General features: G+C 72.2%; 9 protein-coding genes, 2 pseudogenes and 1 riboswitch. Of the genes and pseudogenes, 3 read left to right on the top strand and 8 right to left on the bottom strand.

Annotation, left to right across the window (positions count from 1 at the left end):
• Positions 1–91: pseudogene (locus tag ACFYUY_RS16020) on the top strand (ABC transporter ATP-binding protein); the annotation flags it as partial.
• A 59-nt stretch (positions 92–150) separates the two neighbouring features.
• Positions 151–2709, top strand: coding sequence for an FtsX-like permease family protein (locus ACFYUY_RS16015; protein WP_360221352.1), 2559 nt, complete (start codon positions 151–153; stop codon positions 2707–2709).
• Between the two features lie 182 nt (positions 2710–2891).
• On the opposite strand, the gene ACFYUY_RS16010 is transcribed toward ACFYUY_RS16015, so the two are convergent.
• From ACFYUY_RS16010 to ACFYUY_RS15980, 7 genes and pseudogenes are all read right to left on the bottom strand, one after another.
• On the bottom strand, positions 2892–4259 hold the full coding sequence (locus tag ACFYUY_RS16010) for an NAD(P)/FAD-dependent oxidoreductase (RefSeq protein ID WP_360221355.1): 1368 nt from the start codon (positions 4257–4259) through the stop codon (positions 2892–2894).
• A gap of 428 nt (positions 4260–4687) precedes the next feature.
• Positions 4688–5623, bottom strand: coding sequence for an exopolyphosphatase (locus ACFYUY_RS16005; protein ID WP_387901059.1), 936 nt, complete (start codon positions 5621–5623; stop codon positions 4688–4690).
• Positions 5624–5793: 170 nt separating this feature from the next.
• Positions 5794–6321, bottom strand: a pseudogene (locus ACFYUY_RS16000) (DUF501 domain-containing protein); the annotation flags it as partial.
• Positions 6293–6778 carry a septum formation initiator family protein gene (locus tag ACFYUY_RS15995; protein ID WP_360221358.1) on the bottom strand — a complete coding sequence of 162 codons (486 nt, stop codon included), beginning with the start codon at positions 6776–6778 and terminating at the stop codon, positions 6293–6295. The gene ACFYUY_RS15995 and the pseudogene ACFYUY_RS16000, both read right to left, overlap by 29 nt.
• A gap of 118 nt (positions 6779–6896) precedes the next feature.
• On the bottom strand, positions 6897–8183 hold the full coding sequence (gene eno, locus ACFYUY_RS15990; RefSeq protein WP_360221361.1) for a phosphopyruvate hydratase: 1287 nt from the start codon (positions 8181–8183) through the stop codon (positions 6897–6899).
• Between the two features lie 241 nt (positions 8184–8424).
• Positions 8425–9336 carry a transglycosylase family protein gene (locus ACFYUY_RS15985; protein WP_363364874.1) on the bottom strand — a complete coding sequence of 304 codons (912 nt, stop codon included), beginning with the start codon at positions 9334–9336 and terminating at the stop codon, positions 8425–8427.
• A 1-nt stretch (position 9337) separates the two neighbouring features.
• A riboswitch (cyclic di-AMP (ydaO/yuaA leader) is annotated at positions 9338–9508 on the bottom strand.
• Between the two features lie 210 nt (positions 9509–9718).
• Complete coding sequence (locus ACFYUY_RS15980; protein WP_387901032.1) at positions 9719–11023, bottom strand: cytochrome P450; 1305 nt, start codon at positions 11021–11023, stop codon at positions 9719–9721.
• A gap of 212 nt (positions 11024–11235) precedes the next feature.
• Between ACFYUY_RS15980 and ACFYUY_RS15975 the strand changes: the two genes are divergently transcribed.
• Entirely contained in the window at positions 11236–11655 is a 420-nt protein-coding gene (locus ACFYUY_RS15975; protein WP_360221370.1) for an SDR family NAD(P)-dependent oxidoreductase, read from the top strand.
• Positions 11656–11680: 25 nt separating this feature from the next.
• Here the strand turns inward: ACFYUY_RS15975 and ACFYUY_RS15970 are convergent, their stop codons facing one another.
• Positions 11681–12706: a MazG family protein gene (locus tag ACFYUY_RS15970; protein WP_387901028.1), complete on the bottom strand. Its 1026-nt coding sequence runs from the start codon at positions 12704–12706 to the stop codon at positions 11681–11683.
• Positions 12707–12830 lie beyond the last annotated feature (124 nt).

Here is a 12830-nt window from a genome sequence, read left to right as displayed (position 1 = left end):
CGGCCGCATCGTCGACGAACTCCACACGCCCACCGCCGACACCGTCCTGGACCGCATGCGCCGCTTCGACGCCAAGGGCCGCACCAGCTGAGCCCACGACAAGTCAGGGCCCGCCGGCCCGCCGCCACTCCGCGAACCCCAGGACGCCCCATGTATCGCACCGCACTGCGCAACGTGCTGGCCCACAAGGGCCGACTCCTCATGACGGCGCTGGCCGTCATGCTCGGCACCGCCTTCGTGGCGGGCACCATGGTCTTCTCCGACACCTTCGGCAAGGCCATGCGGGACAGCAACTCCAAGAGCTACTCGGACGTCTCCGTCCAGGTCGTCGACCGCTCGGCCGGCTCCCAGGCCAGCGCCAGGGAGAAGAGCGAGGGCAGCGCCGCCTCGCTCACCGACGCCACCGTCCAGCAGCTGGCCGCCCTGCCCGGCACCGCCAACGCGCGCGGCGTGGTCAGCGGCTTCACCGGCGTCGCCGACCGGAACGGCAACCTGATCGGCCAGGCGTGGTCCGCCAAGGGCGCCAACTTCGCCCCCGGCACGGACGGCAAGGACACCCGGTACCCGATCGCCGAGGGCCAGGGCCCGAAGAACGCCAAGGAGATCGCGCTCGACCGCAAGACCGCCGACGAGGCGGGCTACAAGGTCGGCGACACCGTCCGGGTCGCCGCCAACGGCCCGGTCATCGAGGCGAAGCTCACCGGCGTCTTCACCACCGACGACCCGGTGGTGAGGACGGGCGGGACGCTCACCCTCTTCGACCGCGCCACCGCCCAGCAGCTGCTGCTGGAGCCCGGCCGCTACAGCAGCGTGGTGCTCACCGCCAAGCCCGGCGTCACCGACGACGCGCTGCTCGCCCAGGTCCAGCCCAAGCTGTCGGCCGGCAAGCACTTCGACGCCGAGACCGGTGAGCAGCTCAAGGCCGACGAGCAGAAGATGATCACCGACGCCACCAGCGCGCTGCGCACCGTGCTGCTCGCGTTCGCCGGTATCTCGCTCTTCGTCGGCATCTTCATCATCGCCAACACCTTCACCATGCTGATCGCCCAGCGCACCAAGGAACTCGCCCTGCTCCGGGCGATCGGTGCCAGCCGCAAGCAGGTCACCCGCTCGGTGCTGGTCGAGGCCCTGGTGATCGGCACCCTCGCGGCCGTGGCCGGCCTGCTCGCCGGTGTCGGGATCGGCGCCGGGATGCAGTCCCTGATGCGCGTGTTCAACGAGAACATGCCGCAGGGCTCGCTGGTGATCAAGCCGCTCACCGTCCTGGTGACCCTCGTGGTCGGCGTCCTGGTGACGGTCCTGTCGGCCGTCCTGCCGGCCCTGCGCGCCGCCCGGATCGCCCCGGTGGCCGCGATGAGCAGCGGCGACCAGCCGGTGAGCCAGAAGAGCCTGGTGGTCCGCAACACGATCGGCTCGCTGCTCGCCGCCGGCGGCCTCGCGCTGATCGGCTACGGCGCCTCGACCGGGAACGACAGCGGCCGGATACCGGTCGCGCTCGGCGCCTTCCTGGCCCTGATCGGCGTGTTCGTGCTGCTGCCCCTGCTCTCCCGCCCGATCATCGCCCTGATCGGTCCGGCGCTCCGCAAGCTGGCGGGCACCCCGGGGAAGCTGGCCCAGCAGAACTCCGTCCGCAACCCGCGCCGCACCGCGGCGACCGCCGCGGCGCTCACCATCGGCCTGACCCTGGTCAGCGGCCTCACCGTGATCGGGGCCTCGGTCACCGGCGTGATCGACAGGTCCATCACCAACTCGATGAAGGCCGACTACCTGGTCGGGGCCGCCAACGGCATGCCGCTGTCCGACCAGGTGCCCGCCGAGATCGCCAAGGCCCCCGGCGTCACCGCCTCCTCGCCGCTGACCGAGGTCTACTGGCAGCTGAACGGCACCACCAAGGCGATCAGCGGTGTGAACGCCGACAGCTTCGACCAGCTCGCCTCGGTCAAGCTGACCAGCGGCTCCACCGGCGCGCTCGGCAAGGGCCAGCTGCTGGTCGACCAGGACGTCGCCACGAAGTTCAACGTCACCACCGGCTCGACGCTGACCGTGACCTACCCGGACGACTCCACGGGGCAGCTCACCGTCGGCGGCGTCTACGAGAAGGGCGGCGTCCTCGGCCCGGTCGTCCTGGCCAACGGCGAGGTCCTCAAGCACGAGGCCAAGCCGTACATCTCGGACATCCTGGTCAAGGGCAAGGACGGTGCCACCGCCGCGCTCAAGCAGTCCATCAAGGACGCCACCGGCGCCAACCCGGTGATCCAGGTCAAGTCCATGCAGGACGTCCGGGACGGCTTCAGCCAGGCCATCACCTTCGTGCTGAACCTGATGTACGGCCTGCTGGCGATGTCGGTGCTGGTCGCGATCCTGGGCGTGGTCAACACGCTGGCGATGTCGGTCTTCGAGCGAAAGCGCGAGATCGGGATGCTGCGGGCGATCGGCCTGGACCGCCGGGGCATCAAGCGGATGGTCCGTCTGGAGTCCGTGGTGATCTCGCTCTTCGGCGCGGGCGTCGGCATCCTGCTCGGCTGCTTCATCGCCTGGGCGATCAACGGCACGCTGAAGTCCAGCCTCGCCGGTCTGACCACCGTCCTGCCGTACGGCCAGCTGGCGATGTTCCTGGGCCTGGCCGGCCTGGTCGGCCTGGTGGCCGCGATCTGGCCGGCCCGCCGGGCCTCCAAGCTGGACATCCTGGAGAGCATCAAGACCGACTGACCCCGGAGACACCGGAACGCGAAGAGCCCCTGCCAGAGGGTCGGCAGGGGCTCTTCGCTACTTCTGTACTCCGCCCGGTCGCACGGCCGGCTGAGCACCACGGAGGTCGTGGTCCGGCGACACTGCCGGGCGGAGGGCCTCCGACTCATACCCCGGTGCTCCCACACCGGGGCCTCAGTCGCTTACTTGCTCGCGAGTTCCTTCTCGGCGGCCGGCTTGGCGGCCTCCACGGGCTTCGTGGGCGGGGTGACCTCCTGGATCGGGAGCTGCGGCTTCTCCATCTGGGAGAGGCCGACCATCTCGCGCTTCAGGAACATCGCCAGGGTCCAGTCGGTGAAGACGCGGACCTTGCGGTTGACGGTCGGGACCATCGCACCGTGGTACAGGCGGTGGAACCACCAGGCCGGACGGCCCTTCAGCTTGTACTTGCCGAAGAGGATCGCCACGCCCTTGTGCAGGCCGAGACCGGCGACCGCACCCAGGTTCTTGTGCTTGTACTCCTTCTGCGGGAAGCCGCGCATGCCGGAGATCACGTTGTCACCGAGGACGACGGCCTGGCGGCAGGCGTGCTGCGCGTTCGGCGGGCACCAGGCGCCCTCGCCGGCGGCGAGGTCCGGGACCTGGGCGTTGTCGCCCGCGGCCCAGACGTAGTCGAAGCCCTGGACCTGGAGGGTCGGCGCGGTGTCGACGTGGCCGCGCGGGCCCAGCGGCAGGCCGAACTCGGCCAGCACCGGGTTCGGCTTCACGCCAGCCGTCCACACGATGGTGGAGGCGTCCATCTCCAGGCCGTTCTTCAGCACGACGTGGCCGTCGACGCAGGAGTCCATCGAGGTCTCGATGTAGACCTCGATCTGCCGCTCCTCGAGCTTCTCCTTGGTCCACAGACCGAGGTCCGGGCCCATCTCGGGGAGGATGCGGTTGGCGGCCTCGACCACGACGAAGCGCATGTCGTCGCGGCTGACGGTCCGGTACAGCTTGGACGCGTCGCGCGCCATGTCCTCGATCTCGGCGATCGTCTCGATGCCGGCGAAGCCGCCGCCGATGACGACGAAGGTCAGGGCCTTGCGGCGGACCTCCTCGTCGGCGGTGGACTCGGCCTTGTCGAGCTGGGCCATGACGTGGTTGCGGAGGCCGATGGCCTCCTCGACCGTCTTCATGCCGATGCCGTGCTCCGCCAGACCCGGGATCGGGAAGGTGCGGGAGACCGAGCCGGTCGCGACGACCAGGTACTCGAAGGGCAGCTCGTAGCTGTCGCCGGCCGCGGGCTGGATCGTGGCGACCTTGCGGGCGTGGTCCACACCGGTGACCGCACCGGTGAGCACCTCCGCCTTCTTGAGGGCGCTGCGCAGGGGCGCGACGAGGTTGCGGGGCGCGACGTTGCCGCCGGCCGCCTCGGGGAGGAAGGGCAGGTACGTCATGTACGACCGCGGGTCGACGACCGTGACGGTCGCTTCGCCGTAACGCATCTTCTTGAGGATGCGCATCGCGGCATACAGGCCGACGTAACCACCGCCGACAATGAGGATGCGAGGACGCTCCGTGGTGCTCATATCGGAAAGTATCCAGCACCGTTCGGAGCAGCCTTCGTGAGCCCGGTCACAAGCTCCTGGACACCCCGTGCTACACTGCGCGGCCGCAAAAGCGGCCCGGGGCCCCCTGCTCACGGCCCCGCGCACACCCCCGTGAGCCCACGCCGGAGCACCACCCTGCTGAGCAGCAACGATCCGTACAGGGCCTGGGTTCCCGCTGATGATTTCGATTTTCAAACCTCAGCCGAGGCCTGGCCTGCGATCCAGCGGTCGTCACGGGGAGCGAGCCTTCAGTCCCACATTTCGGACATGGCGGGCGGGCGACCGTGGCGAAAGGCCGGATCGTCACGTGAAGAAATTCACGAAGTTTTTCGCCCGGGCCCGGGCGCGCCCCGGCCCCGGGCCCCCCGAGGGGGCGCCGGGGCCGGTTCGGTAAGTCCCACCGGGCGTCAGGAGGCCATACTCCAGGCGATGCCGTCCAGGATGTCGTGCTCGCTGACGACCACCTCGGCGGCGCCGGTCCGCTCCATGATCTCCAGCAGTTCGAGCGCGCCGGCCGCGATCACGTCCACCCGGCCCGGGTGCATCGACGGGATGGCGGCGCGCTCGGCGTGGGTGGCGGCCAGCAGCTCCCGGGCGATCCCGGCGACCCGCTCCCGGCTGATCCGCGAGTGGTGGATCCGCGCCGAGTCGTAGGCGGGGAGCTCCTGGGCGATGGCGGACACCGTGGTGACCGTCCCGGCCAGGCCGACCAGGGTGGCCGCCCCGGTCAGCGGCACGACCTCCGCGGCCTTGTCGAGCTCGGCCCGCACGTGCGCCCGGGCGGTCTCGACCTGCTCCGCGGAGGGCAGCTCGGCGCCGCCGAAGTGCCGCTCGGTGAGCCGGACGCAGCCGATGTCCACCGAGCGGGCGGCCTGCACGTCCGTGCCGCCCAGGACGAACTCGGTCGAGCCGCCGCCGAGGTCGAACACCAGGTACGGCGCCGGGAACTGCCCGCCGGTCAGCTCCTTGGTGGCGCCGGTGAAGGACAGGTGCGCCTCCTCCTCGCCGCTCACCACCTCGGGCTCCACGCCCAGGACGTCGCGCACGCCCTTGACGTACTCGTCGCTGTTCTCGGCGTCCCGCGAGGCGCTGGTGGCGACGAAGCGGGTGCGCTCCGGGCCGACGCCGAAGCCGGCGATGACCTCGTGGTACTCGCGGCAGGCCGCGAAGGTGCGGGCCAGCGCGTCCGGGTGCAGCCGGCCGGTCTGGTCCACGCCCTGGCCCAGCCGGTTGACGATCATGCGGCGGTCGAGATCGGTGATCTCCCCGGTCTCCGGGTCCAGGTCGGCGACCAGCAGGCGGATCGAGTTGGTGCCGCAGTCGATCGCGGCCACGCGCGTCATGCTCACTCGGACTCCCCCTCGGCGTCACCGGCGGCGGCCCCGCCGGAGGCCGTCTCCTCCGCGGCGAGCCGCTTCGCGGCGCGCTCGGCGGTGAGCTGCTGCTTGGCCTCGATGACGGCCTGGTGGTCCTGCTCCTTGGCCCGGTTGCGGGCGACCCGCGCGCCCGCGGCCTCGACCTCGGCCGGGGAGACGCAGGGGCCCTTGGCCCACCAGTCCTCCAGCATGCCGATCGCCTCGTCGCCGAGCGGGTTGACGCCCTCGCCTGCCGCCAGCGAGTGGCCGACCAGCACGTGCAGGCACTTCACCCGGTCCGGCATGCCGCCGGCGCTCGGGAAGCCCTCCAGCACCTCGATGGCGTCGCGGCGGGCGATGTAGTCCTCGTGCGCCTTCTGGTAGGCGGCGGCCAGCTCCGGGTCCTCGGCGAGCCGGGCGGTCTGGTCCTTCATCACGCCGTCCGCCTCCAGGGTGCCGATCAGCGAGGCAGCCTTGGGGCAGGTCAGGTAGTAGAGCGTCGGGAACGGCGTGCCGTCGGGCAGCCGGGGCGCCGTCTCCACGACGTCCGGGTTGCCGCAGGGGCAGCGGTGCGCGACGCCGCGCAGGCCGCGCGGCACCCGGCCGAGCTGGGCGGCGATGGCCGCGACGTCGGCGTCGGAGACGTTGGGGTGGTTCTCAGTGGTCATGGGGGGAGGTGTCTCCAGCGGGGGACGGTGGGAGCGGACGGGGGGTGGCGGGGGCCAGCGCGGCGGTGTCGGCGGCGTCCACCGAGTCCCAGATGCTGGCGTACCAGGGCTTGGCGGCCTTCACCGGGCCGGTGGCCGAGCCCTCGGAGGGGCCGGGGCCGGCGGCGGACGCGGAGGGCTGGGCGGCGGCCTGGCCGGCCGGGTCCACCGCGATGTACGGGGTCTCCCCCGGCATCGCGTAGTGCAGCCGGGCGCGGGCCTGCGCCTTGACGTACTCCGGGTCCTGCCAGCGGGCCTTGTCCCGGCGCAGCTGCTCGACCTGCTGGCGCGCGTGGTCGGCCTTCGCCCGTTGGGCGGAGATCTCGGCGCGCTGGGAGATGAACTGCCGCGTCGGGTAGGCGAGGATCGCCACCAGCGAGCAGAGCACCAGGACGAGGACGGTCGCCCGGCTCGTGAACCGAGGCCGGGCCGCCAAGCCCGGGATCCTCCAGCCTGCCATCTCCCGTATCCCCTCCTGGTCGCGACGGTGCCCCGCCGTCCACCCTACGGGGTGAACGGCGGGGCACCGGTCAGGCTTGCGCGACCTCGCGGTCTCAGCCCTCGTGCTTGAACCGCGGGAAGGCGCCGCGGCCGGCGTACTCGGCGGCGTCGTCGAGGATCTCCTCGATGCGCAGCAGCTGGTTGTACTTGGCGACGCGCTCGGAGCGGGCCGGGGCACCGGTCTTGATCTGGCCGCAGTTGGTGGCGACGGCCAGGTCGGCGATGGTGACGTCCTCGGTCTCGCCGGAGCGGTGCGACATCATGCAGCGGTAGCCGTTGCGCTGGGCCAGCTCGACGGCGTCCAGGGTCTCGGTCAGCGAACCGATCTGGTTCACCTTCACCAGCAGCGCGTTGGCGGTGCCGGTCTCGATGCCCTTGGCCAGGCGGGCCGGGTTGGTGACGAACAGGTCGTCGCCGACCAGCTGGACCTTGTCGCCCAGCTTGACGGTCATGGCCTTCCAGCCGTCCCAGTCCGACTCGTCCAGCGGGTCCTCGATGGAGACCAGCGGGTAGGCGGCGACCAGCTCGGCGTAGTACTCGATGAGCTCGGCGGCGGAGAGGGCCTTGCCCTCGAACTGGTAGGCGCCGTCCTTGTAGAACTCGGAGGCGGCGACGTCCAGGGCCAGCGCGACGTCCCGGCCGGGCACGTAGCCGGCCTTCTGGATGGCCTCGGTGATGAGGTCCAGGGCCTCGCGGTTGCTGTCCAGGTTCGGCGCGAAGCCGCCCTCGTCGCCGAGGCCGGTGGACAGGCCGCGCTCCTTCAGCACGCCCTTGAGGGTGTGGTAGACCTCGACGCCCCAGCGGACGGCCTCGGAGAAGGACTCCGCGCCGATCGGGGCGATCATGAACTCCTGGATGTCGACGTTGGAGTCCGCGTGCGAGCCGCCGTTGAGGATGTTCATCATCGGCACGGGCAGCACGTGGGCGTTCGGGCCGCCCAGGTAGCGGAACAGCGGCAGGTCGCTGGCCTCGGAGGCGGCGTGCGCCACGGCCAGCGAGACGCCGAGGATCGCGTTGGCGCCGAGCGAGGACTTGTCCGGGGTGGCGTCCAGGTCGAGCATGGCCTGGTCGATCAGGCGCTGCTCGGTGGCGTCGTAGCCGACCAGCTCCGGGCCGATCTGCTCGATGACGGCCAGGACGGCCTTCTCCACGCCCTTGCCGAAGTAGCGGTTCTTGTCGCCGTCGCGAAGCTCCAGGGCCTCGAAGGCTCCGGTGGAGGCACCCGACGGGACAGCGGCACGGCCGGTGCTGCCGTCGTCGAGGCCCACCTCGACCTCGACCGTGGGGTTGCCACGCGAGTCGAGGATCTCACGGGCTACGACGACATCGATGGACGGCACGAGGCATCTCCTTGCGGAAGCAGGGTCCGGCTGACGTTGGTGCTGCCGGCGGGACGATTGCGGAGTCGTTACGACCAGAGCCTAACCGCCCGGGCCCCCGGGGCCACGCTGGCCTCGGTCCCGTCTCAGCGTGTGGCCGCACTACCCACCGGTAGTTCACCCGCCCACCCGGGCGAACCGGCCCGAATCCGGGCGGAGGGGGACGGATCCCCGCCCCCTCCGCCCGGCGGGCGGGAGCGGCTCAGCCGAGGTGCAGGACCTGGCCGGGCATGATCAGGTTCGGGTCGCCGCCGACGGTGCCGCGGTTGCCGTCGTAGACCGACTGCCAGCCGCCGGTGACGCCCTGGGCGGCGGCGATGGTCGACAGCGTGTCGCCGGACCGGACGGTGTAGTCGTGGCCGCCCTGCGCGGCGGCCGGGGCGGTGCGCACGGCCGGAGCGGGCTGGGCGGCCTGCGGCGCGTAGTGCTGCGGGGCGGCGGCCTGCGGCGCGAACTGCTGGTAGACGCTCTGGTGGCTGGTCCAGTACCAGGTGCCGTTGTTCTGGTACCAGAACACCTTCGCGTCGGCGTCCCAGCCGGCCTTGCCGGAGAAGCCCGGGGCCTGCGGCTGCGCCTGCTGCGGCGCGGGCTGCTGGGCGGCCGGCTTCGGGGCGGCCGGCTGGGCGGGCTTGGCGGCGGGCTGCGCCGGCTTGGCCGCGGGCTGGGCCGGCTTGGCGGCCGGCTTCGCGGCGGCGGGCTTGTCGTCCGAGGAGGTGTCGACGCTCGCCGGCGCGCCGCCCTTGCTCAGGCCGGCCTTCTGCGAGCAGACCGGCCAGGCGCCCGGCCCCTGCGAGGCGAGGACCTTCTCGGCGACGGCGATCTGCTGGCCCTTGCTGGCCTGGTTGGCCTGCGGCGCGTACGCGGTGCCGCCGTACGCCTTCCAGGTGCCGGAGGTGAACTGCAGGCCCCCGTAGAAGCCGTTGCCGGTGTTGATGCTCCAGTTGCCACCGCTCTCGCACTGGGCGACGGAGTCCCAGGCGGAGGCCGGGGCGGCGGAGGCGCCGGTGGCGGTGAGGATCGGCATCGCGAGTCCGACGCCGGCCACACCGGCGACGGCGATGGCCTTCTCGGCCTGGGTACGACGACGGTGGCGGCCAGTTCCAACGAACAGCATGAAGGTCCCTCTCCGCACGCCTGCGAGGTGAGCTGTCGGGTTCGGACCGGGAGGTGGCCCGGCCGCCGTCAGCGGAAACGATTCCGCTCGGGCGGCTTCACCCCAAGCCGTGGGGAAACGGCAACAAACCTGGTTCCCCCGCCCCTGCCCAGGGTTCTGGTCGGTTTCCCGTGACGCGGCGGGCAGGATTCGGCGTCCCGCGCACGAGGTCCGCAGCTGCGAACTCCAGGGAGAGTAGACAGATCCTCAGACCAATCACAAGCTCATATCACCGATATCACACAGAAATCACGGCCCGCGCTCGATCGCCCACCAACCGTACGGCTATGTCCGGATTGATGGAGGTTCAGTCACCGCTCCAACGGCCGCCGGCGACACCCAGTCAGCGTGTCGGAGGGTCGGAAGGTTCCCGGGGGACGGCCGGCGGCGCGTGCGGGGAACGGCTCTCCGGGCTGAATTCCACCGGGAGTTCCCGCAGTCCCCGCATGATCAGGCCACCGCGCCAGCGCAGATTCTCCGGGCTTTCCGCCAACTGCAGATCCGGCAGCCGGGAAAGCAGCGTGGCCAGCGCGCTCCGGCCCTCCAACCGGGCCAGCGGGGCCCCGATGCAGTAGTGGATCCCGTGGCCGAAACCCAGGTGCGGGTTGTCCGTTCGCGCCAGGTCCAGGGTGTTCTCGTCCGAGAACCTGGCCGGATCCCGGTCCGCCGCGGCCAGCACCACCAGCACCGGGTCCCCCACCGGGATGTCCACCCCGCCGATCGACACCGGCCGGGTCGCGAACCGCCACGTCGCCAGCTCCACCGGCCCGTCGTAGCGCAGCAGTTCCTCGATCCCGGTCTCCAGCAGCGCGCTCTCGCCGCGCGCCACCGACTCCTGCAGCAGCCTGCGCTGCTCCGGGTTGCGCAGCAGCGCGTACGTCCCGTTGCCGATCAGGTTGACGGTCGTCTCGAAGCCCGCGAACAGCAGGATGAAGGCCATCGCGGCGGCCTCGTTCTCGGTCAGGTGCTCCCCGTGGTCGCTCGCCCGGATCAGGCCCGAGATCAGGTCGTCCCCCAGGTCCGCCCGCTTGCGGTGGATCAGCTCCAGCAGGTACGCCCGCATCCGCTTCACCGCCCGGCCCACGCCGCCGCGCTGGCCGCCGCCGTGCCGGATCATCATCCCCGCCCAGTCGCGGAAGTCGTCCTGGTCCTCGGCCGGCACGCCCAGCATGTCGCAGATCGCGTAGATGGGGAGCGGGAACGCGAACTCGTGGATCAGGTCCGCCGACCCGCGCTGCGCGAAGCCGTCGATCAGGCGGTCCGTGAGCTGCTGCACCCGCGGCTCGAACTCCGCGACCCGGCGCGGCGTGAACGCCTTCGACACCAGGCGGCGCAGCCGGGTGTGGTCCGGCGGGTCGATGTTCAGCAGGTGCGTCATCAAGTCCGCCTGGCGCTCCCCCGGGATGCCGACCCGGCCGGTGCGGTGGGCCTGCTCGCTGTGGTGCGCCGGGTTCTTCGACAGCCGGCCGTCCGCGAGCGCCTGCCGCGCGTCCGCGTACCGGGTCACCAGCCAGGCCTCCACCCCGCTGGGCAGCGTCGTGCGGTGCACCGGGGCGTGCTCGCGCAGCCAGGCGTAGGCGGGGTACGGATCTGCGGCGAACTCCCAGGTGAAGAGCTGCGGGGCGGTGGGGGCGGGCTGCGCTGACATGGACCGACCGTATCCGGTGCACCGGGGCCCGCCGCCCCGCGGACGCGGGTTCCGGGACGGACCCTTGGACAGGTCTTAACCGTAGGGCGGGCGTGAGCCTGGTCACCTGAGGGGTAATCCCTGTTGCGGAGGGTCAGGTCGTGCCTACGATCCTCCGCAGAAATCGTGGGCGCCGGTGCGGTGTCGCCCACAGGGAGGAGCAGACCATGCGGGTGAGCGGGGCAGTCGTCGTCATCGCGGTACTCGACGGCGGGTCGGGAGCCGACCTCGCCCGCCGGTTCACCGCGGCCGGCGCCGCCGGTGTGCTGATCGCCGACCAGCACGTCGGCGTGGCCGAGGACCTCGCCACCGAGCTCGACCGGCCGGGCTGCCCGGTCGTCGGCGTCGGCGGGGACATCCGCCGCCCCAGCGACGTCGCCGCCCTCGTCGACACCGCAGAGAAGCACCTGGGCCCGATCGACCTGTTCTGCGTGGCCGGCCCCGGCGGCGAGCGGATCGTCTCCCTCGCCGACCTGCCCGACCACCTCGACCTGGAACGCCTCGCCGAGCTGCTCGCGCTCGTCGGCGAGGCCATCGGCGAGGTCGTCCCGCCGCAGCGGCGGCCGGTCGGGAGCACCGCCGCCGCGGCCTGAGCCGGCCCCTCCGCCCGCCGGCCGGCTACTCGCCGGCCGGTTCGAGGCCCTCGGCCGCGCGCACCGCGTCCCGGTACCCGCGCGCGGCCGACCGCAGCGCCGCGTCCACGTCCACCCCGGCGTCGTGCGCCCGCTGCACGACCGCCAGCAGCAGCCGGCCCGCCGACTCCGCCGTCAGCCCCCCGGGCAGCTCGTACGGCTCGTCCGGCACGCCCGCGAAACCGGCCTTGCGCACCCGCGACACCAGCTTCGCCGCGTACGCCAGCGACGGCAGCCCGGCCGGCACGCCGTCCAGCACCGACTCCCGGTCCGACTTCTCGGCCGCCTTCAGCTGCTCCCAGTTGGCCTCCACCTCGGCGGCGCCCTCCGCGGTGACGTCACCGAAGACGTGCGGGTGCCGGTAGACCAGCTTGTCGACGAGGTCGCCGGCCACGTCGTCGATCGAGAACGCCTCCGACGGGTGCTCCTCGGCGATCCTGGAGTGGAAGAAGACCTGGAGCAGCACGTCCCCCAGCTCCTCGCGGAGCGTCTCCCGGTCCCCCTCCTCGATCGCCTCGACGAGCTCGTACGCCTCCTCGACCAGGTACTTCACCAGGCTCTCGTGCGTCTGCTCGGCGTCCCACGGGCAGCCGCCCGGCGACCGCAGCCGGTCCATCACCGAGACCAGGTCCAGCAGGCGCGCCCCCGGGAGGTCGTAGGAGCCCGGCAGCACCTCGATCTCCGGCACCTCGCCCGCGTGCTCCACGGCCAGCCGGGCCAGGGCGTCCGTGAGCCCCGGATCCCCGTCCGGACTCCCCAGCCACACCGTCGCCCCGGTCTCCGCGGGCGCGGTCAGCAGCCGGGCCAGGGCCGACGCCGACCCCGGCGCCACGACCTCCACCACGACCCCGGCCTGCCGCACCGCCGCCACCTGCGGGTGCCCCTCGTCCGCCACCAGCACCCGGCCGGCCGACCGCAGGGCCTCCCACGCCGGCCACGCCAGCAACCCGGGGGCCACCCGGTGGGTGGTGGTCAGCAGGATCAACTTCGCGCCCGGAACATTCGTCGTCACACCCCCGAACCTACCCGTCCGCGCCCCCGCCCCGGGCCGGAGAAGGGCAACTGCGCCCGACTCCCGACCGGCCGCCGCGGACACGCGACGGCCGGCCCGGGCCGGGCCCGGGACCGCCGTCGCC

The sequence above is a fragment of the Kitasatospora sp. NPDC004745 genome (genome assembly GCF_042873275.1).
Lineage (GTDB): Bacteria > Actinomycetota > Actinomycetes > Streptomycetales > Streptomycetaceae > Kitasatospora.
The sequence above is the reverse complement of the archived record's forward strand: the minus strand, read 5'-3'. Positions and strand labels throughout refer to the sequence as shown.